The sequence below is a fragment of the Microcoleus sp. Pol7_A1 genome, assembly GCF_036701085.1.
In the GTDB taxonomy this organism is placed as follows: Bacteria; Cyanobacteriota; Cyanobacteriia; order Cyanobacteriales; family Microcoleaceae; genus Microcoleus; species Microcoleus asticus.
In genome coordinates, this window is record NZ_JAUBQD010000017.1 from 43,163 (window position 1) to 67,316 (window position 24,154).

The 24,154-nt window shown below is 45.9% G+C and carries 19 protein-coding genes and 2 pseudogenes; 10 read left to right on the top strand and 11 right to left on the bottom strand.

Going from position 1 to position 24,154, the window contains the following annotated elements; translation table 11 throughout:
• The first annotated feature begins 39 nt into the window (after nt 1–39).
• Entirely contained in the window at nt 40–3,795 is a 3,756-nt protein-coding gene (locus tag QUA20_RS12405; RefSeq protein ID WP_333189130.1) for a tetratricopeptide repeat protein, read from the top strand.
• On the opposite strand, the gene QUA20_RS12410 is transcribed toward QUA20_RS12405, so the two are convergent.
• The 3 genes from QUA20_RS12410 to QUA20_RS12420 all read right to left on the bottom strand — a co-directional run bounded on the left by QUA20_RS12410 (nt 3,792) and on the right by QUA20_RS12420 (nt 8,123).
• Complete coding sequence (locus QUA20_RS12410; protein WP_333189131.1) at nt 3,792–6,026, bottom strand: O-linked N-acetylglucosamine transferase family protein; 2,235 nt, start codon at nt 6,024–6,026, stop codon at nt 3,792–3,794. The two genes, QUA20_RS12405 and QUA20_RS12410, sit on opposite strands and share 4 nt — an antisense overlap.
• 138 nt (nt 6,027–6,164) lie before the next feature.
• On the bottom strand, nt 6,165–6,686 hold the full coding sequence (locus tag QUA20_RS12415) for a type IV pilin-like G/H family protein (RefSeq protein WP_333189132.1): 522 nt from the start codon (nt 6,684–6,686) through the stop codon (nt 6,165–6,167).
• 114 nt (nt 6,687–6,800) lie between these two features.
• On the bottom strand, nt 6,801–8,123 hold the full coding sequence (locus QUA20_RS12420) for a methyltransferase domain-containing protein (protein ID WP_333189133.1): 1,323 nt from the start codon (nt 8,121–8,123) through the stop codon (nt 6,801–6,803).
• A 126-nt stretch (nt 8,124–8,249) separates the two neighbouring features.
• Between QUA20_RS12420 and QUA20_RS12425 the strand changes: the two genes are divergently transcribed.
• From QUA20_RS12425 to QUA20_RS12445, 5 genes and pseudogenes are all read left to right on the top strand, one after another.
• Nucleotides 8,250–8,429 (top strand): hypothetical protein, encoded by a 180-nt coding sequence (locus tag QUA20_RS12425; protein ID WP_333189134.1) that lies wholly within the window; start codon nt 8,250–8,252, stop codon nt 8,427–8,429.
• A 121-nt stretch (nt 8,430–8,550) separates the two neighbouring features.
• Nucleotides 8,551–9,169 (top strand): annotated as a pseudogene (locus QUA20_RS12430) (Uma2 family endonuclease).
• Nucleotides 9,170–9,341: 172 nt separating this feature from the next.
• Nucleotides 9,342–10,514 (top strand): AI-2E family transporter, encoded by a 1,173-nt coding sequence (locus QUA20_RS12435; RefSeq protein ID WP_333189135.1) that lies wholly within the window; start codon nt 9,342–9,344, stop codon nt 10,512–10,514.
• A 16-nt stretch (nt 10,515–10,530) separates the two neighbouring features.
• Nucleotides 10,531–11,151, top strand: a complete 621-nt coding sequence (locus QUA20_RS12440; RefSeq protein WP_333189136.1) for a Uma2 family endonuclease — start codon at nt 10,531–10,533, stop codon at nt 11,149–11,151.
• A gap of 137 nt (nt 11,152–11,288) precedes the next feature.
• Nucleotides 11,289–12,464, top strand: coding sequence for a homocysteine biosynthesis protein (locus QUA20_RS12445; protein ID WP_333189137.1), 1,176 nt, complete (start codon nt 11,289–11,291; stop codon nt 12,462–12,464).
• A gap of 244 nt (nt 12,465–12,708) precedes the next feature.
• Here QUA20_RS12445 and QUA20_RS12450 read toward each other — a convergent pair whose 3' ends face one another.
• Nucleotides 12,709–13,956: a hypothetical protein gene (locus QUA20_RS12450; protein WP_333189138.1), complete on the bottom strand. Its 1,248-nt coding sequence runs from the start codon at nt 13,954–13,956 to the stop codon at nt 12,709–12,711.
• Nucleotides 13,957–14,537: 581 nt separating this feature from the next.
• Between QUA20_RS12450 and QUA20_RS12455 the strand changes: the two genes are divergently transcribed.
• Nucleotides 14,538–15,449 carry a tetratricopeptide repeat protein gene (locus QUA20_RS12455; protein WP_333189139.1) on the top strand — a complete coding sequence of 304 codons (912 nt, stop codon included), beginning with the start codon at nt 14,538–14,540 and terminating at the stop codon, nt 15,447–15,449.
• A gap of 130 nt (nt 15,450–15,579) precedes the next feature.
• Nucleotides 15,580–16,469: pseudogene (locus QUA20_RS12460) on the top strand (Uma2 family endonuclease).
• A 67-nt stretch (nt 16,470–16,536) separates the two neighbouring features.
• On the opposite strand, the gene QUA20_RS12465 reads toward QUA20_RS12460, so the two are convergent.
• The 5 genes from QUA20_RS12465 to QUA20_RS12485 all read right to left on the bottom strand — a co-directional run bounded on the left by QUA20_RS12465 (nt 16,537) and on the right by QUA20_RS12485 (nt 20,141).
• Nucleotides 16,537–16,848, bottom strand: coding sequence for a helix-turn-helix transcriptional regulator (locus tag QUA20_RS12465; protein WP_333189140.1), 312 nt, complete (start codon nt 16,846–16,848; stop codon nt 16,537–16,539).
• Nucleotides 16,849–16,973: 125 nt separating this feature from the next.
• Entirely contained in the window at nt 16,974–17,336 is a 363-nt protein-coding gene (locus QUA20_RS12470) for a type II toxin-antitoxin system RelE/ParE family toxin (RefSeq protein ID WP_333189141.1), read from the bottom strand.
• A 320-nt stretch (nt 17,337–17,656) separates the two neighbouring features.
• Nucleotides 17,657–19,384, bottom strand: a complete 1,728-nt coding sequence (locus QUA20_RS12475) for a succinate dehydrogenase/fumarate reductase flavoprotein subunit (RefSeq protein WP_333189142.1) — start codon at nt 19,382–19,384, stop codon at nt 17,657–17,659.
• Nucleotides 19,385–19,513: 129 nt separating this feature from the next.
• On the bottom strand, nt 19,514–19,828 hold the full coding sequence (locus QUA20_RS12480) for a hypothetical protein (RefSeq protein WP_015174671.1): 315 nt from the start codon (nt 19,826–19,828) through the stop codon (nt 19,514–19,516).
• Between the two features lie 55 nt (nt 19,829–19,883).
• The gene (locus tag QUA20_RS12485) at nt 19,884–20,141 is read right to left on the bottom strand and encodes a hypothetical protein (protein ID WP_333189143.1); all 258 of its coding nucleotides are present in this window, start codon (nt 20,139–20,141) and stop codon (nt 19,884–19,886) included.
• Nucleotides 20,142–20,245: 104 nt separating this feature from the next.
• On the opposite strand from QUA20_RS12485, the gene QUA20_RS12490 reads away from it, so the two are divergent.
• Together QUA20_RS12490 and QUA20_RS12495 are read left to right on the top strand one after the other, a co-directional pair.
• Nucleotides 20,246–20,971 carry a lysophospholipid acyltransferase family protein gene (locus QUA20_RS12490; RefSeq protein ID WP_172191059.1) on the top strand — a complete coding sequence of 242 codons (726 nt, stop codon included), beginning with the start codon at nt 20,246–20,248 and terminating at the stop codon, nt 20,969–20,971.
• 92 nt (nt 20,972–21,063) lie between these two features.
• Nucleotides 21,064–21,885, top strand: coding sequence for an alpha/beta hydrolase (locus QUA20_RS12495; RefSeq protein WP_333189144.1), 822 nt, complete (start codon nt 21,064–21,066; stop codon nt 21,883–21,885).
• 173 nt (nt 21,886–22,058) lie between these two features.
• Here the strand turns inward: QUA20_RS12495 and QUA20_RS12500 are convergent, their stop codons facing one another.
• Both QUA20_RS12500 and QUA20_RS12505 read right to left on the bottom strand, forming a co-directional pair.
• Nucleotides 22,059–23,072: a DUF2996 domain-containing protein gene (locus QUA20_RS12500; protein WP_333189145.1), complete on the bottom strand. Its 1,014-nt coding sequence runs from the start codon at nt 23,070–23,072 to the stop codon at nt 22,059–22,061.
• A gap of 179 nt (nt 23,073–23,251) precedes the next feature.
• Complete coding sequence (locus QUA20_RS12505) at nt 23,252–24,139, bottom strand: hypothetical protein (protein ID WP_333189146.1); 888 nt, start codon at nt 24,137–24,139, stop codon at nt 23,252–23,254.
• Nucleotides 24,140–24,154 lie beyond the last annotated feature (15 nt).

Consider the following 24,154-nt stretch of genomic DNA (forward strand, 5'->3'; position numbering starts at 1 on the left):
ATTGTTGAATCAAGAAGTTTCTGTTGAAACGTTGAAAATATGGATTATCAAAGATTTTTCGAGCAACTCCCTAGCTTATATGAAAACTGGGAACAAGGTTTAGCATTTCCCAAATCGGCTGACCGTTTTCATAAAATTTTGGAAAAAGTTACAGGTATGACAACGGCAAACGTTATGCAGTTGCTCAATTTTGCTGTGGAATGCCTGGAACCTAATGAGGTTTACTGTGAAGTGGGATGCTTCCAAGGTTCCAGTTTAATTGCAGCCCTTCTGGAGCATCCAGACCGCATGGCTTATGCAGTGGATAACTTCTCTGAATTTGATACTTTTGGGGATAGTTTTGAAAAATTGACGGAAAATTTATCAAACTTCAATTTGTCAGAACAAGTTTTTCTATGCCCCCAAGAGTTTGAAGAGTTTTTCTCCGAACTGGGTGGACTTGAGACTGAAGATAAAATTGGTTTTTATTTTTATGATGGAGCGCACGATTACCGATCGCATTTAATGGGATTACTTTTGGTAAGACCCTTCTTGGCGGAGCGAGCGCTCATTCTTGTCAGCAATAGCAATTGGTCAGCTCCCCAACAAGCTAACTACGATTTTCTAGCTGCTCATCCTCAATGCCAGTTACTTTTAGATAAGGCGGACGGGTCTGATAACTATAAAATTTGGAATGGCGTGCAACTTTTTGTTTGGGATACGACTAGAAAGTATCGAGAGGAGGGAGAAACTTTCGGAACGAGACGAAATCAAGCAGTCATTGCATCTTTAAATAAGCTGCAAGAAGAAGAGCGCAACAAACTTATAGATACTCTGCATAACGAAGCCGTAGAATTGCACTGCTCTGGTGCAATAACACCGAAAAATAAGGGTAAAATTGTCAATCCACAGGATGAAGAATTATTTTTAGCTTGGTCGAGCGATAATCTAGAAAAAGCTGAAAAAAAATATCAAGAAGTTTTACGATGGGAACCTGAAAATGCCGATGCTTGGCTGCATTTGGGTACGCTATATTACATGAGAGAGCAATATCAAGATGCACTATTGTTGCTCCTCAAGTCTATAGAAATTGACCCGATCAAAGGGCTCAGGCATTATAATTTAGGTGTGGTACTAGAAGCTGTTGGCGATCGCGTGCAAGCTATTCGAGCTTATCAAGAGGCGATCCAGCTAGATCCTGAGAATATCCAAGCTTATAACAATTTAGGTAATATCCTTGCGGAAGCGGGTGAAATCGAGCAAGCTGAATCAGTTTATCGTCAGGCAATCGTAGCTAATCCAGAACATTTTGGTGGCTATCTGAATTTGGGTAACATTCTGATGTTGCGACAGCAAATTGATGAGGCTATCGCTGTCTATGAAACAGCCCTTAGGCTCCAGCCTCGCCATCCTGACATTCTCAATAATCTAGGGCTAGCATTTGAAGCTAAAAATGATAAAGCTCAAGCCTATTCCTACTTAGGGTATGCTTCTTATCGGCAGAAAAAATATGAAGTAGCTATTAGTTACTTTCAAAAAATTTTAGAAATTAAAACCGGAGATGTAGCTTTTTATATAGCCTTGGCTGACTGTTATCAATTAACGAATCAATATGATGAAGCTTTGAAAGTTTATGAAGATAGCATCAGTTTATACCCAAGGGACGAGGATATTTATTTTTCATGGATATTAACCTTACAAAAGGCTGGGCGGACACAGGAAGCGATCGCAGTGGCTAGCAAAGCCTCAAAACTTCTGCCAAATGCTTTACAACTAAATCGAGAAGCAGAACTCCTACTGCCTGTCCTTTATGAATACCCAGAAGAAATTAAGTTTTATAGGCAACGATTTACTCAAGGTTTACAGAATTTCAATCAGCAAATCTTCTTAGAAAATGCTGAAATGAAAAAGAATGCTTTAAGGGGGATCAGTTGCTATCAAAACTTTCTACTTCAATACCAAGGTAGTAACGACTTAGAGTTACAAAAACAGTATGGGCAGTTAGTTCATAGAATTATGGCGGCTAACTATCCCCACTGGGTATTGCCCCGTCCAATGCCTACCCTCAACCCAAAAGAGAAAATTCGCATTGGTTATATTTCTCATGGTATGCGCGGCAAAGGGGTAGGCCAAATTTTGCTTGGTTGGCTTCGCAACTGCGATCGCCAGCAATTTGAGGTTTATTGCTACCATATCAGCCCTGAAGAGGACGCCATAACTGAAAAATTTCGAGTTTATAGCGATGTTTTTCATCAGATTGCAGGCGATCTAGAAGGCGTTTGTAAACAAATTGTCTCAGACAAATTGCACCTCCTGGTTTTTGTAGAAATTGGGATGCACCCGGAGATGATAAAAATGGCAGCATTGCGACTTGCACCCATCCAATGTGCGACCTGGTTACATCCAGTTACGTCGGGTATGCCAACGATCGATTACTTCCTATCTAGTGAGGCAATGGAACCAGAGAATGCTGAGGAACATTACTCTGAACAACTAATCTGCTTGCCTAAGTTAGGAATGTCTTGTACTCAACCAATCATTCCTCCACGGACAAAAAAAAGAGCTGATTTTCAATTGCGCGAGGACGCAGTAGTGTATTTATCCTGTCAATCTTTGTCTAAGTATCTCCCGCAGTATGATTATATCTACCCAGAAATTGCTCAAAAAGTACCTCAATCTCAGTTTGTCTTCGTAGCTCACGAAAGCCCCTTTATTACTGAGAAATTACAGCAGCGCCTTAAACAAGCTTTTGCTAAATATCGCTTGAACAGCGAAGACTATTGCATCATTTTACCCCGGCAAATTCTGATTAGTTACTGGCAACTTAATTTGCTTGCGGATATTTTTCTGGACACCTTTAATTGGTCGGGAGGCGTTACTACCCTAGAAGCGATCGCTTGTAATTTGCCCATCGTCACCTGTCCTGGCGAATTGATGCGCGGTCGTCAATCCTATGGGATGCTAAAAATACTAGGTATAACAGATACGATTGCCCAAGATGAGGCAGAGTATATTGACATCGCTGTAAAATTGGGATTAGATGCGGAATGGCGACATACTCTCTCCCAGCAGATGAGCGATCGCCATGCTACTCTCTACGAAGACGTAACTTGTGTCAAAGCGCTGGAACAGTTCTACCAACAGGTGGTGGAAGAGAAGCTAACAATTGATGCAAAAACACCGCAACAGTTCTACCAACAGGTGGTGGAAGAGAAGCTAACAATTGATGCAAAAACACCGCCACTATTGTCAACAGCTAAGAAAAAAGTTCTCCATGTTGGCTGCGGTCCTGATTCTCTATCAGGCTTGCATGAGACTTTCAAAACTGATGAATGGCAGGAAGTGCGGCTTGATATTGACCCAAATGTAAAGCCAGATATTATTAGCTCTATTACAGATATGAGTCCGATGTCCAGCCAGTCGGTTGATGCAATCTGGTCATCCCATAATATTGAGCATATCTATCCACACGAAGTCCCGATCGCCTTAGCTGAATTTTACCGCGTACTGAAGCCAGGTGGATTTGTTTTAATCACCTTGCCAGATATCCAAAAAGTAGCAGAGTATGTAGCTCAAGGGAACTTAGAGGAGCCTATCTATCTTTCTCCTGCTGGTCCAATCGCTGCAATTGATATTCTCTATGGTTGGGGTACAGATCTCGCTAAAGGTAAATACTACATGGCACATCGCACGGGTTTCACACAGGAAAGCCTGGCTCAGAAAATGCAGCAAGCTGGTTTCCATCCAGTTGAAGTCCGTCGCGAATCTCTCAATCTTTGGGCAACAGCTTATAAGCCTAAAGAATTGAACTGTTAATTACAAGAATCTAAGTATTTTCGCCACATCTGTTCATAAGCTTTTTCCATTTCATGGGTGAAATTTTTCCCATTCCATAGAGGCGCAGTTTGCCGTGACTGTCGCAAAGTCCAAGCAATTTGCTGTCGCAAACTCGGATTTTTTCCCAAGCGAGTTCCCCATTCCACATATTCTTCATCCGTCCATGCAATTCCCTCAGTTATCCCTGCATTTATCATCATGGTGTAACTATTTCGGCTAGAAAATTGCTCTCCTACACGAGTTACTATTGGAATTCCCATCCATAGGGTTTCCATAGTAGTTGTAGCTCCGTTATAGGGATAAGTATCTAGCACTACATCAGCAATTCCTAAATTAGCTCGATGCTCAGCCTCGGAAGCAACCAACGGTAAAAACCGCAGGCGCTTCTCATCCACTCCCTCGGATGTCGCTATCTGGATGAAAAAGTTTTTGAGTGCTTCTTGATCGGCTAAACCTTTGACAATAAAATAGCTATTTGGGACTGCTTGCAGAATTTGCATTTGCAGCCGTACTGTATTCGGATTGTATTTATATCCTCTCTGAGCGCTCAGATAGATAATTGCATCACTAGGAATATTTAAATTTTCGCGCCGGAGGGTTGGTACGCCTACCTCAAAACCATCTACTGCTATGTAAGTTTGTGGCAAACGCCAAATTTTTTCCGTATAGTATTCCTGAGCTGATTCTGGCAATACATAGGGGTCGGCAATGTAGTAATCAACTGCTGGCACTCCTGAAGCATCCCACCCCAGCCAAGTCGCTTGAATAGGGGCGGGTTTCATTGCCATAATCTCACAAGTATTATTCAGCGTTAGGCTATCGAGTTCGATCAAAATATCAATCTCATCTTCATAAATCCTTTCGGCAGTTCCGGCCCCATCTAGTCCTAATTTATAAGCTCTATCTACTTTGCTAATGTACCAATCTTGTAAAGGATCGCAGGTATGTTCCGCTGCCAGAAAATAAGCATTAATTTCAAAACGCTCGTGGTTATGATACTGAAATAACCATCTTGCTAGTGAACCTACAGAATGGGTACGGAGGCAATAGGAAATATATCCTATTTTTAACCGCTTGTCAGAACCCTTTATTTTTAAAATAGAAGAGTGCCGCTGCCTATATTGTTCTACTTTCTCCTTGGCATAATTTTCTACATTTAATTGACAAAGCTGTGCTACTTGAGAACGAATTTTGACATTTTCTTGAGGTTCGTCCTGAAAATATGGGAAGAAAAAACTAGAACTTAATAAGCGAATCGTCGCACTTGAATCGAGGTAAGTTGGTTGCTCTTTACTTAAAGAGTCAAGAAGCAACTTATGCCTTTCAATCACAGAACTAAACTCATTCCAATACCCACCAGCACTCATTAAACCACGCATGATCAAGTGATTTGCATAAATTTTATCGGCTAAGTTATCCATGAGAGAATAGCAAAGTTTAGCAGTTTCTATTCCCCTATCGTAGTCATGGATATCTTGATAAAGGCAAGATAAAGTTCGCAGTAATTCTGGATGTTCAGGAGATAAACGCAGACCTAATTCAGTGAAACGGACTCCGAGAGTAAATCTTTTGGCTGAATAGGAAATCTGATAAATAAACTCTATTAAATTATCTATAAAAAGTAGAGGTTCCTTGACATAGGGTAGACAGGCTTCCGTTAAGTCAAAACATGAGGGATGGAAAGGAGCTCTATCTAAACTCTGCTTCCATACTTGCACCAATAAATCGGAATCTACCCCAAGCAGAGGCTCAGATTGGAAAAGCTCAATTACCCCTAAATCCCTCAGTTCGTCTCCTGTATAAGTTTCCAATAGGATAGACAACTTTATCAAATGCAGAACGTTGTTAATCTCTGTAGGGTTAATTTCTCGCAGGTGCTGTCGAATTGCCCAAGCTACTGAATAGTTAGTTACCTCTAACTCTTGTCGTTCTGCTTCAGCTTGCAGTACCTCCATCAGTTGAGACGTCCACAGATCGATCTCTTCTGACTCCCCTTGGGTCATTGCCAACAGCCAAGTTGTCTGAGCCTCTGTTTCTTGCCCTTCCAACAGCAATATCAGCCCTAAATGCCAGTAGTAAGACTTTATTTGGGGTGCTGCGGCAATGGCTTGTTCGTAAAGCTGTGCAGCCTGATGATAATTTCCGCTGAAAATAAATTGATCTGCTTGTTGCTGCCAATCAGGTCTTAGGGTCAAATTTTGAGAAACCATAGAAGAAGCCTCTAAAAGCTGTTTTAACTGCAAACAGTTGGAAAATCCATCATACCAAATCCCATAATGCAAAGCGGATAGTACCCTGGGCACTACCCGCTTTTTGATTGTACAAACAAAGATGTTTGTACTCAGAAATTACTTGGTCACTTCTGTCATGCCAGTCCCACAAGCAACAGTCGTTCCATCAGCAGTACCGGCTACGGCTGCTACACCACTACTTGTACTCTCACAAAGTATGGATTGCGTACCTTTCGCGTCTCCCGAAGGAATCAACCCAACAGTTCCGTTATAAGATTTGAGCGCGCCACCGGTAGTTGGATTTGCTGCGGCTTGAGCTCCAGTTGTGCCTGTGAGACTGAGGGTGTATGTATAGTTTTGGGTAGAAGTTTTCAGACCAATACCCAACGGAGTCATTTGATCGGTAAATTTGCTATTTTCTGCGTAGTAAGCTTGTTGGGCCTTAATAATTGAGCTGGCGTACTGCTTACCTTCTGTCTGCTTGGCTTTGTTAGCTTGGCTGAGGAAGGAAGGCAAAGCAATAGCAGACAAAATACCGATGATGATGATAACAACCAGCAGTTCAATCAGGGTGAAACCTTGATCCTGTCTTCTTTTGTTGATGTGTTGCAGGAACTTGGCTTTAAATTCAGTCTTCATAATTTGTTTCTCCTTGAGGGGGTGGGATGCTCGTTTCTAACTCTTATATGTAACTTACCCAGTTGTCGGCGCTTTAATATCACCCCAAACTATTTTTTTTTTCAACTCCTGGCTCTAAGGCTCCAAAAGCACATACAGAAAGACTTCCAGCCTAATCAGCAGTTCCTTGACTTCCTCAAAGGCAGTCTCATCACTAACAGACTCTAGGTTAACACCGATCTGCGAGCGGATTTGGAGCCACTGTTCTACTAGGGACACCACAGACTGCGGCCCATGCCAAAGAGGTAGCAGCAAACAAGCCGCCATTTTACTCTCGATCGCCACTGGCGCTAGAGTTGGCACAATAATATAACGGCTAATCTCAAACGGCGTCTGGCTGTCAATGCAATTACTCAAGTCTTCTCTCACCTGAGAAGTCCTCAGTTGAGGGTGCAGGTGTACCCGTGCTTCCCGCCATTGAGCTTCCGTCCATTCCGCAACGGGTACAAAAGCCTGAGTTCGATTGGGATTGCCGCACCATAAATCAAACAAACGGTGCACGGGATGTAACAAGTCAAATAAATGCAGTCGCTCTTCCAGAGAAGTTTCTGGGAGACTCATCGCCAAAAACGGAGGCAAATCATCTGGATCTTTGAACAAATCCATCAACTCCCACCGACGCCAAGCCACCATACTGATAAACTCTAAATCAGCACCTCTCAACATTGCAAACACTTCAGGAATGGTAAAACCTTTATCACCCACGAATAAATAGTTAACCATAATCCATCCCTCATCCTTCACGCGATCGGAATTCCAGGTTAATGCCTTAAGCCCTACTTTATCTTGTAATGCTTCCATTGTTTCCCGGACTATTTCCACCTCCAATTCTCCTGGACATCCATTCATTAATCCCATTGCTTTGAAAGCAGCTTGAGCGCGAAATACTCCGGCTCTACCATTTGAACTGTGAAGGTTTGTGCGGATGATGCCATCGGTCGCCAGAACTGATTTCATCGCTTGCAATCCAGCAACAGGGTCGGGCAAGAGATACAGAACATCGTCAGCATTGATATAGTCAAACTGTAACCCTAAACTTGGTAACTCTTCTATCTTCAAAGCATAAAACTCTGCATTAGCAACCCCATGATACTGTAAACGTTGCTCAGCTAATTTCACCGATTGTTCTGATAAATCGATGCCTACTATTTTCGCTCCCGGATTGGCTATAGCTAAAACCAAGGATTTATAACCGGTGCCGCATCCCGCATCCAGGATCACTTTACCTTCTGTATTAATAACTCTTCTATTTCTTAAGTAATAAGCAGTTACAAGATTATGAAGGTAGAGCAATTCACTCTTGTCTTTTGGAGATTCTTCCAGCGGGGTTCTGGGATAAGGAGTATTGTTAAATTGCTGGCGAATGTTTTCTATTAACTCTAAATTTTGGTGATCCATTTTCAATTACACTCAACGCTGGCAAATTACCTTAGTATCTCACAAAATAACCGATCGCCCGCCCACCCGCAACACATACTTGCAATAATAGTCTGAAAACCGATCGCCCAACCAACTACCACGTCCATGAACACCAACATCAGCCCTATCCTCAAAGTATTCACCATTTCCGCCGCCCTTTCCCTAGCCATCAAATACGCTGGGCCTAGCTTATCCATCCCCTCAACCGACCTCAACGCCCTAATCGCCGTCTTTACCCCCAGTATCATCTTAGCTGCCATCCTCGGGTGGCGATCGCGCCAATAGCAGCAGTAGAGACGCAATCCAAAAGTGCGATCGATCTACACTATGTCTAAAGACTGTGTTTTTACCAAAATCTTAATTACCCGTACAGCTATCAAACAAAACCAAACTAAAGGCACTCACAATGATTCAAAGGATAACAGAATTAGTAACATTCGATGAATTCATTGACTGGTATCCTGAAAATTCAGAACACCCCTACGAACTACACAATCGAGAAATTGGTGAGATGCCAAAAGCAACAGGCAAACATTCTAAACTGACAGGTTTTCTTGTAGCGCATCTATACTTTGAAATCCAAAGGCTACAATTGCCATATTTTATCCCCAAAAAATGCGTCATCAAACCCATACGCGAGGAGTCGGGATATGAGCCAGATATCATTGTACTTCAACGAAGAAACCATTGGAAACGAGCCACAATGGGAAAAATCATCAATTATCACAATGGGTTCATCAGTCCCCCTAATCGTCTAGGTAACTAGCACTAACTGGGGGGATGATTATACCCTAAAGCTTGAGGCATACGAGTCAATGGGTATTCAAGAATATTGGATTATAGACTATCTAGGATTGGACAGCAGACGGTTTATTGGCAACCCCAAGCAACCAACTTTTTCGATTTATCAACTAATTGACGGCGAGTACCAAGTCAAACTGTTCAGAGAAGGCCAACCTATTGAGTCCCCAACTTTCCCAGAATTGAAGCTGACAGCGCAGCAGGTGTTCGCAAAAGGTAATTGAGGAGGCTGCTTATGCTGATGTCCGAGTAGGGGTATCTGATTAAAGATGCGATCGCGCGCATCTAAGGTATCTTGTAGAGATGCGATTCATCGCTTCGGGGCTGCAAAGCAATTAGCCAGCAGCAATTCCCAATACCCTATTCCTCAATCTAAAATCTAAAATCTAAAATCTAATGAAGCTAGGACAGTGGATGGGCTTATTAGCCCTCATCGCATCTTGTTACATCCTGTGGCAAATCAGGCAGGCCCTACTGCTGCTGTTTGCCGCCGTCGTCTTAGCCACAGCCTTAAACAGACTAGCGCGCTACTTGCAAAAATTCGGACTCAAAAGATCGATCGCCGTACTCTTATCAGTTAGCTTCCTAGTCCTGATCTTCGTAGGATTATTCCTAATCATTGTACCACCCTTTGCCCAACAGTTTCAACAACTTACCCAAAGAGCCCCTCAAGGAATAGCAAGGTTAAATGAGTGGATCGATCAGATTGAAGCTCGCTTTTCTGGACAAATTGGTCAGCGACTACCGAATCTTGATATTAACGACATTATCCAACAACTGCAACCCCTATTCAATCAACTCGTCGGTGGCGCAGGAGCTTTTGTAGGCAACACCTTAGGCGTTATTCTCAGCTTTTTGCTAGTCATAGTTTTGACCTTAATGACATTAGCAGAACCTTTATCTTACCGCAAAGGATTTATCCAACTATTTCCCTCTTTTTATCGGCGGCGAATCGATGGCATCTTAGATGAATGCGAAATAGCCCTTGGCAGATGGGTAATCGGTGCTTTAATTAGCATGAGCGTCATCACTTTTCTCAGCTTAATTGGTTTGTCAGTATTGCAAGTTCCCCTAGCTCTAGCTCACGCTGTTTTAGCTGGTTTGCTGAACTTAATACCCAATATCGGACCCGGTTTGAGTGTCATTCCCCCAGTGACGATCGCACTTTTAGACTCTCCCTTAAAATCCGGTTTTGTGCTTATCCTCTACTTTCTAATTCAACAATTTGAAAGCAACCTCCTTACCCCTTACGTTATGGCGCAGCAAGTAGCGCTACTGCCGGCTGTTACTTTAATAGCTCAAGTATTCTTTGCCACCTTCTTTGGATTTTTAGGACTATTACTGGCCCTTCCTCTCACCGTTGTGGCTCAAGTTTGGGTTAGAGAAGTTTTGATTAAAGACATTCTCAACCAGTGGGATACTAATCCCAGAAAGCTAGCAGCGATCGATACCGCTATTCACGAGGAGTACGAATCTTTAGGAGTAACACATAACAAGCCAGAAAGCCTGCCCGAACAAAAATTAGAACTCCCAAATAATACAGAAAGCCACACTCCTGAAAATCAATAATTGAATTATATCGATAATGACTGTTGCACCCCTTGACAATCCACGTTTAAAAACTACTCAAGGAGTGCTTTTACCAACTATCAGTTGCTCAACTTATCAGACGTTATTGGCAGAATCAGGAAACCGCAGATCCTCTAAATTCGCTTACAGTCGAGGAGTGCTAGAAATCATGATACCGTCCGACTTACATAAAAACATAAATTGCGACCTGAAACGCATCGTAACCGCTTTAACTAAAAAGTTACACTTGAGACTTAAAGGATTTGGTTCGACGAGTTTAAATCGCTCCGATTTACAACAAGGTACAGAACCAAATTCATGTTTTTATATCCAAAATCTTGACAGTATTCTCGGTAAAAAGTTGGAAATTTCAAAGGAGGCGCCACCAGATTTAGTCATTGAAGTCTATCTGACCCGTATCTCCTCAAATCGATTACGAATTTATCAGCAGCTAGGAATTATTAAAAGGCGATATAGGCTAGAAACTGTGCAAATTGATAACGTTCAAAATCCTAGATATTTTTTTTGCGCATACAGTCTCCCATTTCCAATTATGGCTGCAACGTTGCTGGATAATTTAGTACAAATGTCAGAAACTCAGGACGATAATGCTATTGTCCGGTATAGGCGGCAGTAGGTGAGGCAGCAATTGCAAACACAGAGTTTGTAGCTAATTTATAGCGAATACAATAAAAAGGTCGATCGCCAAAACTGCATTCGGTCGATCGACATTCCATCACACTAAAATCTAAATCTAAAATCTAAAATAGTCTTATGCGATCGATCGACGAAATCAACGATAAAATCAGCCAGGGCAAAGCCACAGTCTGGACAATCGAAGAACTCAAAACTAGAGTTCAAGAAACCAGCATTACCCAAGCAGCCAAAGAAGTCGATGTGATTACCACCGGTACCTTCGAGCCGATGGAATCCTCCGGTGCAATCATCAACCTCGGCCATACCGACCCGCCGATAAAAATCCGCCAGTGCTGGCTGGACGGCGTTTTAGCCTACTCGGGCTTCGGGGCAGTAGACCTGTACCTGGGAGCCACCCAAGTAGCCGAAGACGGCGAAGAATCCCGCGAACGGGGTGGCGGACACGTCATCGAAGACTTAATAGCCGGGAAACCAGTGCAGTTGCGGGCTTTGGGGCAAGTAACAGACTGCTACCCCCGCGCCTCCTTTGAAACGACGATTACCCGCGATACAATCAACCAGTTTTATTTATTCAATCCCCGCAACGCATATCAAAACTTTATTGTTGGCGTCAATGGAGGCGATCGCCCGCTGTTCACCTACCTGGGCCCGCTGCAACCAAACCTCGGCAACGCCGTCTACTCGAACCTTGGAGCCATGTCTCCCCTGCTCAACGACCCCGACCTCCAAATCATCGGCATCGGCACCCGCATCTTCCTAGGAGGCGCTCAAGGCTACATCACCTGGGAAGGAACCCAGCACTTCCCCCTGCAAAAACGCCAGCCCAACCGCACCCCCATCGGCCCGGCCGCCACCCTCGCACTAATCGGCGACGCCAAACAGATGAACTCCAAATGGGTGCGAGGCTGCTACTTCAAAAACTACGGCCCATCCCTGATGCTGGGAGTCGGCATCCCCTTTCCCGTCTTAAACGAAACAGTCGTCGCCCACTGTGCAGTATCCGACAAAAAAATAGTAGCGCCGGTGGTAGATTTCTCTATCCCCCGGCGCGTTCGTCCCACCTTCGGTTTAGTCAGCTATGCTCAATTAAAGACTGGCCGCATCACGATCGAAGGCAAACCAGTACGGGCGGCCCCCCTGGCGAGTATGTTTCTCTCCCGGCAAGTAGCATTGGAATTGAAGCAGCAAATTGAAGCGGGTCAATTTACCCTCACGGCCCCAGTTGCTCCTCTACCAGCCGATAGAGTATTTCTCCCGCAAGATTTGTGGGGTGCCCAAGTGAGGCTAGAATAAAGGCTTTTAGATTGGCGGTTTGGCGGTTTTAGATTATTTGTGGACGCACAAGGTTTTAGAAACCGGGTTGCTTGTCCCCAGCTTTGCCTGAAAAGTTAGGTTTTTGGTCAAAAAACCCGGTTTCCGATCCTCGCAAGTGCGTCCAGGATTCTAGATTTTCGATTTAAGAATTCTGGTAAAAAACTGCACACATAAGAAAATGATGCACTCACCTAAAATCTAAAATCTAAAATCTAAAATGGGTTCATTCCTCGATCGGCTTAGGCTTCTTAACCGGCTTAGGAAGAGGTTCCTTCGGCACAGGCGGTGGTGGTGCTGCTGCGGACTTGATGGTAGGACGCCCTACAGGAGCACCGTCACCGCTGGGCCTAGGAGTAAACGGACGCTTCCCTCCTCCTTTGAAGCCACCGGGCGGCTTGCTGCCAGGGGGGAATTTCCGCTTTTTAATCGGCAGGGCACCAATATTATTAGCCTGCTCAATCATCAGACTGTCAGCTTTCAATTTGACGTGGAAATCCCAAAAAAACCCGATCGCTTTTGTTGCTAAATCTCCCTTGAGTTTCAGTTTAAAAAACTTCATCTTGTCGTCATTCTTGCGGGGAGCTTGCTTGATTTTGACGATGACATACTTGTCTTCGTCTTGGGATTGATAAATCACCTCACCTCTAATCGAAAAATAGCCATCTTCAACATCAGGTTCCGAGGGTGGCAAAGATGCGGTAGATGCTTCGTCGCTAGTCTCAATCTCCGCTGCTTCCTGATTTTCCTCATCAGAGGACGGTTCGGGAGGTTTCTTGAGCGTTTCCGGCTCCCAAACTCCCATAATCTGGGCGTGTAAGTTGCCGTCTTCTTGCCTGGTGCGGGGATATACCACCCACAAGTGTTCTTGTTCTAGATCCAGGTGATTTTTGACTAAACTCATGACTCTACCCAGCAAAACTGCGTCGATGGCAGTTCCGTCGGCAGCGATCAGCATACCCCGGGTGAATTGCTCTTCTGATTGCGTGTAGCGGCCCCGCACCAAACCAACAGCTCGGTACTGTCTGGGTTCGCTGGGGGGGGGAATGGGATGTTGGCGCATGACGGAGGGTATGTCCTCAGCGCCCTGACTTTCGTTAGCAGCAGTCTCGGCGGTTCCGGGCGGTGCGACTGCGAGCGCTGGATTAGCGCTGGCAGATTCCGAAGGCGCAGATGGCGCGGATGCTGCAGGAGGATTGCTGGGCGGGTCTTTTGGCTTTGTTTTGTCCTTGTCGAGGGCAGAACTGTAGCGTGGTCGTTGCAGCTTATCCTTGGACGCTGGGGCGTCTGTTGGCGTTGGCGGTTGATTTTCGTCAACAGGTGCAGCCAACGCCGAAGGCACCGGACTTTCGTCTGGTGTCTCAGGAATGGAATCTGTATCTTTAGGCGGATTGACGGCCAGTTCGCTGGGCTGAGCCTTGCGAGTTGAAGTAGATTTGGACGATTTGGAAGACCGGTTGGGAGAGGGGTTCATAAAAACTCCTTGCAGCGGAGACACATCCCTTAAGGGAAATTAGGAATAAACTGAAGAAACTGCTTTAAAAACTACTAGCACCTGACTTGGGGCTTGCGCCCGGAGGTCTGGTTGTGACCCGTCAACGCCAACTTTCAACGCTACCAGTGCCGATCGGTTGGCTGGCTGCTAAAATCCTTGCGAGCAAGAACTTTAGGAGTTGCTGACCGATCGATCGCCGATCGCGCCGAGTTGGAGTTGCTGGCTAATAGCATTTAGGATATTCAGCTTGCCTATTTTACTTAATCCAATTACCTAACGGGCTGATCCGCCATATTTTCGGTAATTTTTAGCTTGACCAGACTAAATTGGACAGACACCGCAGTCCTTGGGGCTGCGGGTCTGAGTGTCCAAAATTGTTTAGCTAGCATGGAGTTGTGGGTCTGTTACCATATTAGCTGCAAGTAAAAGGCTGCTTTGTCCGTTGGGACTTTGAAGTTAAAAACCTTTACCGTTGCACCGATCTAGTTAAATGGCAGATGCCCCCGGGCGATGCGTTAATTCTTAGAAAATAGTAGATTTTAAGCTGGGATAGTTGAATTATGGAAAAAGCAAACAAGCGTCGTGGGTTGATTACTGTGGTGGTGGTGCTGTCGCTCATCGCTTTTTTGGGATTTTCTCTTGTGCCAATTTTGGACAGTATTCTCAAGGCCAGCCAAGTGCAAAGTCGGTCAACTCCAACGCCTGTTCAGACGGCGCAGTCTGGGGAGAAGCAATCAGAGTTGCTGCAAGCTCAGGCGAGGGGGTACGAATTGGTTTTGCAGCGGGAACCTGACAACGTAACGGCTTTGCGGGGATTGTTGCAGGTGCGGCTGGAGTTGATCGGGCAAGGAGTGGGGGACATTAAGGATGCGATCGGTCCTTTGGAAAAGTTGGCTTCGCTGAATCCCGAGACTACTGAATACGGGATTTTGCTGGCTCAGGCTAAGGAACGCACGGGCGATCGCGAAGGGGCTGCTCAAGCTTACAGGTCAATTTTAGCGTCTAAGCCTGGGGAAATTAAGGCTTTGCAGGGGTTGGTGAATTTGTTGCTAGTGCAGCAGCGGCCGGAAGCTGCGATCGGACTGCTGCAAGATACGCTGAAGGCGGCTCCGGCTGCCAATCAGGCAAAACCGGAAAGTGTTGATGTAACTTCGGTGCAGTTGATTTTGGGACAGGTTTATGCTGTGCAGAAGCGCTACGAGGAGGCGATCGCAATTTACGACGAATCTGCTAAGGCTAATCCCAAAGATTTTCGCCCGACTTTAGGAAAGGCGATCGTGCTGAAGGAACAGGGCAAAACAGATGAGGCAAAAACGCTGTTCGATCGAGCTACTGAGTTAGCTCCTCCTAACTATAAAGACCAAATTAATCAGTTAGCTAGCGGCACTCCTTCGCCTTCTCCAACAGCAGAAGATGCCAGTCCCGAACCTGCGGCTTCCCCAATTCCTGAAGGTGCGCTACCAAAACCTTAAGGAGTGTTTTAAGTACCTTATAACTGTAAGGACACAGCACTGCTGTGTCCCTACCCATGCCGAGTTCTTTAACCTAGATTTGAGATGACCAATTACTAATTACCAATTAGGTAAGACCTCGGAGGGAATTGTGACTGCTAGCGTTAACCGCATTGTTGTACCTCCTGCTTTTCCAGACCACACTCAATTACCAGACTCCGACGATACTTTTGTTAAAAATTTTCAGGAGCATCCGCAGAGTTTAATTTTAACTGATTCGATCGGGTAAATTGTGCAGCAGCGGCATCCTGACGGACAATATGCCATCGGTCAAGACTGCGGCATTTACTGGCGAGAAACTGAATCGGCGAAGGTGCAGAAGCTCCTGATTGGTTTAACGTTCCGAATGTACCTCCTAACATTGACGGTCAAATTCGGCGTTTCTACGTGCTGTGGCGGGAACACATAGCACCATTAATTGCTTTGGAATTTGCCAGCGGGAACGGGGATCAAGAGCGCGATTTCCTTCGGGATATCTTCGCTTCACGTACTCCTTTATCGCGCACCGATAAAGGGGTAGTCACTAAACCTGGAAAGTTTTGGGTTTACGAGCGGGTGATGCGAATTCCCTATTACGGCATCTACCAAGTTAATAATGGCAAATTAGAAGTTTATCGGTTGATTGACGGGTATTATCAACTGTTAGAACTCAATCAGCGCGGTCATTTTCCCATTGCACCTTTAGGCGTAGAATTGGGACTTTGGCAAGGCAGTTATCAAAATCAAACCATGCTTTGGCTGCGCTGGTGGGACGAGGAAGGTAATTTGCTGTTGATTGGCGATGAAAGAGCAGAATTAGAGAGATTGCGAGGGGAGCAACAGCGCGAAAGGGCCGAGAGTGCAGAACAGGCACGACAAGCTGAATTTCAGGCAAGAAGGGATGCAATTCCCCGGTTGTTGGGAATGGGGTTGAGTGCCGAACAAGTGGCGGAGGCCTTAAGTTTATCGGTGGAGGAAGTTAGCCACAATTATCACGGATGAGATAGTTTTATCGGGATACAGTTAACTTCAAATTCTATAAGATTCTCAAATGTCAACTGTCTGCTTCTCAGCTTTTGGAAGAAGTAATAGCAAGTGCCACATCCTCGCGAGTTGCTCCCAGCGCTAGCATTGTCCTTACCATCAAATCAAGAGAAACAGACGGATCGCCAGCTTCTATTTTAGCTACCCGTGACTGACTAGATTTAATTTTCTTAGCCAAACTTTCTTGAGAAAGATTTTGACTAATGCGAAGCTGCTTCAAGCGTTTAATTAGAGACAGCTTCATCTCAATAAAAGCAATTTCTTCGGCTGAAAGTTCTAGAAAGTCTGCGGCATCTCCCACCCGCCAACCTGCTGCTTCTAAACGTTGACGTTTCATGGCATCCATTGTAAATATTACCTCTTTTAATTATATGAATTGCACAGAGCAAGGATTGTGAATGGTGAATTGTCTCTCAATTTGTAAGGTGGGCAATGCCCACCCTAAAGGAAGTCCTGAAATAACTAGGTTTCTCCTGAGCTTTGATCGTCGTACAATCTCAGTCGTTTTTGACTGTTTTCGATCGCGCGCTTAGGCGTTTTCTGGGTAGTTTTTTGAAACACCTCTGCAATGACAATAGCATCTGAGTCAATCCGGTAAATAATTCGCCACTGTTTACCGGCTTCACTATCATCGATCCGCAATTCGTGGCAGTGAGGGCTGATGCTTGGCATAGGCCGAGAGACAGGCATGGCTAAAATTTCTCCATTTTGTAACATCCTTAATAAAATCCCTGCCTCAATTCGCGCTGAGGCGGAAAAAGGGGGAGTTTTTACGGAGCCTCTGATGAGCCAAACAACATCTTTGTTCTCGCCTTGGGATTCCATAAATTAAGTAGTCTAGTCATAAAGTTTACAAATATGTCGCATCTGACATAATTATAGCCCAAGATAACTAAAAGTGGTAGAAGAGACTAAAGATTGCCGAATTTCCTCTCAATTGGTAAGGTACGCATTGCCAGCCAGCCCAGTCAAGGTGCGATAGACTGATTTGCGTCATTCTAGGGGGTGGCGATCGGCAATAAACCTGGTTTATTGCCGATCGCCTTTTAAAAGAATCAGATTTAACGATCGCCCGCTACCCAATTTCAAGCGTTTGAGGGATTTCTTCACAACCTTAACAGGGCTGGCATCGCCCACCCTACTAATTAATACTTCCTCTCCTGCGGCTCAAACATCGTAATCGCCACCGGCATATAAGCCAAATCAATCCCCGCAGGCGAATAATAGGCCATTGTATGCTTCAAAAAATTGCCGTCATCGCGCTCAGTAAAATCTTCCCGCGAATGAGCTCCCCGACTTTCCTGACGGTTCAAAGCAGAAGTTAAAATCATTTTCCCGACAATTATCAAACTCCGCAACTCCAAAGCTTCCACAATTTCCGTATTCCACAACTTGCCTTTATCGTCTAAGTAAACCTCCTCATATTGTCGCTCTAAATCCTCCAATTTATTTAAACCTTCCTGCATCAATTCGGCGCTACGAAATACGCCACAATACTCAGTCATAGTATCTTGATACTGCTGCCGCACTTGATTGATTCGGTATTTTCCGGGACGTTCTACAAGTGCCTGAATTTGCTCTTTTGCTTCCGCAATATAACGCTGTTCCTCTACGGCAGGCAACTTGCGATTTTGCACGAATTGTGCTATGGTTGCGCCAGTAACTTTGCCGTAAACTACGCATTCCAACAGCGAATTGCTGCCCAAACGGTTGGCACCGTGAACTGACACGCAAGCTGCTTCCCCCGCTGCAAAGAAACCGTCTACCAAACTGTCAGGACTGCTGCGAACTTGTCCTCTAACATTAGTAGGAATTCCACCCATTGAATAGTGAACGGTAGGGCGCACCGGCATCGGCTGATTTACGGCATCAATTCCTAACAAACGGTGGGCTTCTTCCCAAGCAAAAGGAATTTTGCTCATAATTTTTTCGCGTCCCATGTGCCGCAAATCGAGGTAAATAAAGGGGCCGCCGGCACTACCATCAACATTAATTCCTCGGCCGGCGCGAATTTCTATGGATATTGACCGCGAAGTGATATCTCTGGGCGCTAATTCCATCCGCGACGGGGCATAATTGGCCATAAATCGATCGCCCTCTGAATTAATCAAATAAGCGCCTTCGCCCCGCACAGCCTCCGAAATCAGCACTCCCACGGGATACAAACCAGTCGGGTGAAACTGTACGAATTCCATATCTTCCAGCGGCAATCCAGCTAAAGCCGTCATTGCCAAACCGTCTCCCGTCGAGGCGTAATCGTTCGACGTGGTATTGTAAACTCGGCCGTAACCGCCCGTGGCAAACATCACAGCCTTAGCACGGACAACCTCAATTTGACCGTCTAGCAGGCGGTACATAACTACCCCCTTGGCTTGGCCTTCTTCCAAAATCAGGCGGGTAACGTACCACTCCTGATAGATGTGAACTCCGTAACGGCGGAGATTATTGACCAATTCGTGGAGGATGGCGTGACCGGTTTTGTCGGCGGCGTAGCAGGTGCGGCGGTGGGAATGTCCGCCGAAAGCGCGCTGGGCAATTCTGCCGTCTGGGAGGCGGGAGAATAGGACTCCCATGTGTTCCAAATCTATGACTACACCCGGTGCTTCCCGGGTGAGGATTTCTACAGCGTCTTGGTCGGCTAAATAGTCTGAACCTTTTACTGTGTCGAAGGCGTGGGCTTTCCAACTGTCTTCGGGATCGACATTTTGGAGGCTGGATGCCATCCCACCTTGGGCTGCGACGGAGTGCGATCGAATCGGGTGAGTTTTGGCAACTACAGCTACCTTTAAACTGGGGTCAGTCCGGGCAATTTCTACTGCGGCGCGACAACCTGCTAAACCGCCGCCTACAATGATTACGTCGTGTTCTAGCATTTCTTTTAATTATTTTGAGTGTTCTGCTCAACTTATGGTGACGCAAAAAAAAACTTCCTACCAAAAGAGCAGGAAGTTTTTTAACTTTTGATTTGAATGGAAAATCAAAAGTTAAAATTTCAAATTGGACTAGCCGGCGCTTTCGGCAGGGTTCTGAAGCGACTGATTTCCCGTTGCAGAAGGTTGAGGTTCCGTACCGGGTTCTACAGCAAGCACTTCAATGTTATTTAGTAAAGTTGTAACGAAAGCAAACAGCAAGAAGGGCAGAGACAGCACTAAAATCAAGCCGACGGTAGCCAAGGCGTAGATTTGGCGGGCGCTACTCCACAAGGCGAGTGCCGACGCTAGACTCAGGAAGATGACTATCAGCCAAACAATGATTTGACCGTAAATGTCGCCAAAGGTGAGGGTACATTTAAGGCGATAGTTTTGGATGTTATTCATTTGATGCCTCTGGAGATTGCTATTACGACTTGTCCAAAAATACTTTGACAGTGCGTCAATGCCCACTGTAAATTTCTAAGTTTAGCTGCCGCAACTTGGTTTTGGGGTTGTTGTAAACATTCTTTAATAAGTTGCCACAACACTTGGTATATTTTTGCTGCTGACTGGGAATTTCTGCCGAAACAGTTGGCGATCGCACTCCGACGCCTAGAAAGCCGGTTTTGTACTGTTTTGGCGGGCTGACTAGAAGTAAACGCGCCAAAAAACCAAGGTGATGACCGCCCGTGCGTCCAGGATGGCGAAACAAAGGCATAAGGGGAAAGTCTACTTTTTGAGGGAGCCCCGACTTGGTAAAGTAATGTTAAGCTTCATGAGAATAGAATCCACCTTTACAGCGTCCCACCTGTCTTTTGGCCCATGTCTTCAGAGAGCAAATTGCTGATTTCGCGCTGTTTCCTGGCTGGTCTGGGAACGCAGACGTTTGTGTACCGCGAAGACCGGATTCCCCAAGAGAGTCCGGTGCTGGTGGTGAGCAATCACCGCAGTTTCTTAGATCCTGTGCTGCTGACGGCGGCTTTGGGTCGATCGATCCGCTTTGCTTGTCATCATTACATGGGTCAAGTCCCCGTGATTAGGGAAGTTGTCACGAGTTTCGGCGCTTTCCCCTTGGAAGCACCAGAGCACCGACAGCAGCATTTTTTCTCTCAAGCGACAGCGCTGCTGCAAGGCGGAGAGATGGTGGGGGTGTTTCCCGAGGGTGCAGAACCGATGGTGAAGCTAACTGGACCCAATACTGTGGGGAAGTTTCAGCGGGGATTTGCTCATTTGGCTTTGCGGGCTCCGGTGCGGGATTTGGCGGTTTTGCCGGTGGCGATTAGTTCTTTTGAGGAACACTCGGTACGATCGGGTGTACCCCTCAAGTTGTTGAGTTTTTTCGATCCTTCGGAACCGCTGTTCGATCGATCGGGGTGGCATCCTGTGATAGTTTATCAGCGAGTTAATGTTTTAATCGGCCGGCCTTACTGGATTACTGTCGATCGACAGCAGCAATATCGAGGCAAAAAAGCCAAAGCAGTTGTTGCTGAACTCACAGATCACTGTCAGGGGGAAATTGCAGAATTACTCCAACGAGGTTGTTTGTAAGTTTGTTGACTGTTGACTGTTGACTGCTGACTGTTGGCTGGTGTCAGATTTCCCATCTAAAATCTAAAATCTAAAATCGATTGACTTGAATCATGGCAAATGCTAACAACAAGGTTCGTTTCCTAACCCCCAAACCGCCGAAACCCGATCGCCCTTTATTTGTATTTCTGCCCGGTATGGATGGCAGCGGTTTGCTGCTGCGACCGCAAATTTCTAAATTAGCAAATCATTTCGACATTCGCTGCTTAACTGTACCGGCTGACGACATGGCTAGTTGGGAGGTACTTGTTAGCGAAACAATTGCCTTAATTGAAGCAGAAAAGCAAGCCGGAAAGCCGCAGCGGCCGGTTTATCTGTGTGGCGAGTCATTTGGGGGCTGTTTAGCGATGAAAACTGTTTTAGAAGCTCCTCAATTGTGCGATCGATTAATGTTAGTCAATCCAGCTTCTTCGTTTCGACAGCAGCCTTGGGTGCAGTGGGGATCGTACCTGACTCAGTGGCTGCCGGCCAACCTTTATCCGCTGTCGGTAATCGGTTTATTGCCGATATTAGCATCCTTAGGAAAGATTGGGCGCGACGATCGGCGAGCTTTGCTAGAAGCGATGCAAGCAGTACCGCAAAATACGTCTGTGTGGAGATTGGCGTTAGTGCGATCGTTTAATGTTGACGAAAATCAGTTGCGCGGCATCAAACAGCCGACGCTAGTAATTGCTAGCGGTGCAGATCGGCTGCTGCCTTCCCTAGTAGAAGCGAAGCTTTTAGTCAAGGTAATTCCCAATGCTGAAATGGTGCTGCTGGCTAACAGCGGTCATGCTTGTTTGTTAGAAACAGATGTTAACCTTTACGGCATTATGCAAGCTCGCAATTTTTTGACAAAATCCGAAGAAAACCTGTCATTAGTCAATAGTCATTAGTCATTAGTCATTAGCTATGGCTTCTGACTTATGAGTCAGTCGGGGCAAAATTAGAGATGGGGCGAGCGCTAAAGTTCATATGCAAATTAACCCGCCCTGAAACTCATTAGTAAATGCCTAAAGACAAGCAATTAATGACTAACAACTAATAACTAATGACTAATGACTAATAACTAATTAAGATTTAGCCATTTTTGAGCATTAAGCCGCTGAACTACGCCAAAAACCATGAGGTCTAGAGTAACCTTGCGCTCGTCTATCAAAAAAGGCTCTAAAGTGCTGGTTTTTGTATTATTTTCAGCGCAGGAAAATGCTCTTTGACTTTGAATATTTTCTTGAGGAAAATACAGGTTAAATTGGCGCTCACCTTCTTGGAATTTACCAATTACCTGCCAGCAATCGCCGGCGGAACTCATGCCAGCAACGGGAAGTTTTTGCTTGATCAAACTCACCTCTAAATCCTTAACGCCCTGCTTAGTTAAAGCAGTTTGCAAGGCGGGCAAATAATCTTGTTGAATAAAATCCGCAAAGGGCTTGTCTTCAACAGCAGGTGCTTTTTCCTTTTTGGCTTTAGCTGGGGGCTTGTCGCCGTCCGCCTTTGCTGCGGGCTTTTTAGCAGCCGCTTGAGGCTTGTCAGTGCTGGGCAAGTCAGTTGTCTCAGTTGTCTCGGGTGCGTCGGAACTCGGAGCGTCCTCCACCGCAGCACTGGGAGTTTCCGATTCGCCAGCGGTAGGATTTTTCGGTTCTTTCTTGGCTGCGGGCTTTTTAGCAGCAGCCTGAGGCTTGTCAGTGCTGGGAATGTCAGTTGTCTCGGGTGCGTCGGAACTCGGAGCGTCCTCCACCGCAGCACTGGGAGTTTCCGATTCGCCAGCGGTAGGATTTTTCGGTTCTTTCTTGGCTGCGGGCTTTTTAGCAGCAGCCTGAGGCTTGTCAGTGCTGGGAATGTCAGTTGTCTCGGGTGCGTCGGAACTCGGAGCGTCCTCCACCGCAGCACTGGGAGTTTCGGATTCGCCAGCGGTAGGATTTTGCGGTTCTTTCTTCGCTGCGGGTTCTTTAGCAGCCGGCTGAGGCTTGTCAGGGCTGGGAAAGTAGCTTGTCTCGGGTGCGTCGGAACTCGGGGCGTTCTCGATCGAAGCACTGGGAGTTTCCGATTCCCCAGCAGTAGGATTTTGCGGTTCTTCTGGCATTAACGCTTCCTTTTAAAAGTGATCGGTAAGGAGTTGTGAGTGCAGGTGCGGGCGATCGACTTTCTCTATCGCACACAGTTTTTATCGAAAACCAACCTGAGAAAATTGCGATTCAAAAAAATTTGAACTCAACACACTCAGGGCGATCGCCCGCAAACATCACAACTCTTGAGATTATTCTAAATCTCTGCGACAGCTCGTTCAATCAAACGGCGGGCGAGAGTTTGAACACCGGTGTGTTCGTAGTAGTTGGTAGTAATGTCGAGGAATGCGCCCACGTAGTCCACCTTATCAGCAGAAATGTCTACAAAATTCTGCAAGTGGCCGAGTACGTTTTGGGGAGTCAAACCTCGATCGCTCACAAAAGAGCTCATCCAGCCAGAAACCGAGTTAAAGCTTTCGCCAATAAAGCCGAGTTGGCCTGCGGGAGAGCCCCCTGGAATCTGGTCGCCGATCGACTTAAAAGCCTGATTATCTTGCAAATCGCTAGGGGAGAGCTTTTGAATCCAAGACTGAGTTGCCATGATAAAGTCTGGGCCCAGGGGGATCAAACCATCAAAGCAAACCAAAGCTGCCATCCGCATCAGGGATTCGCCGCCGTAGTCGCCCAAAGATCCGGCAAAATCGCCGATGCTGTCGCCGGGAAGACCGTTGATTTGGCAAAAAGCGAGCAACTCCGTGACTAACTTCAAAGAAAGGTCGATCGTTTGAGCTTTTTCAGCCTTGGGAGTGATATTGCCGAGGAACGACAAAAACGAGACATTTTCCGCAACCTTGTTAGCGAGGGCGGCACTGCCCAAAGCCTTGTCGGCACTGTCAATAGTTTGGTAAAGCCACAGAGCGCGCTGGTAGCCCTGAGACTTATCGTTGTAGAGGTAGATGGCGCGCTCGCCGATTTGCTGGATCAGTTCTTCGTCAGTTTCGCCAGTAACGGTGCGAATGGTATTTTCAAAGCCAACTAAATTGTTCCACTCGCCGGGAACCACAAAGTCAAGCGCTCGCAGGGCTTTGACAGTCATGTTGTCTTTAGGCAGTGTATCGACTAATTCAAAGACTGTTTTGCTCACAAAAAACTCCTTTTG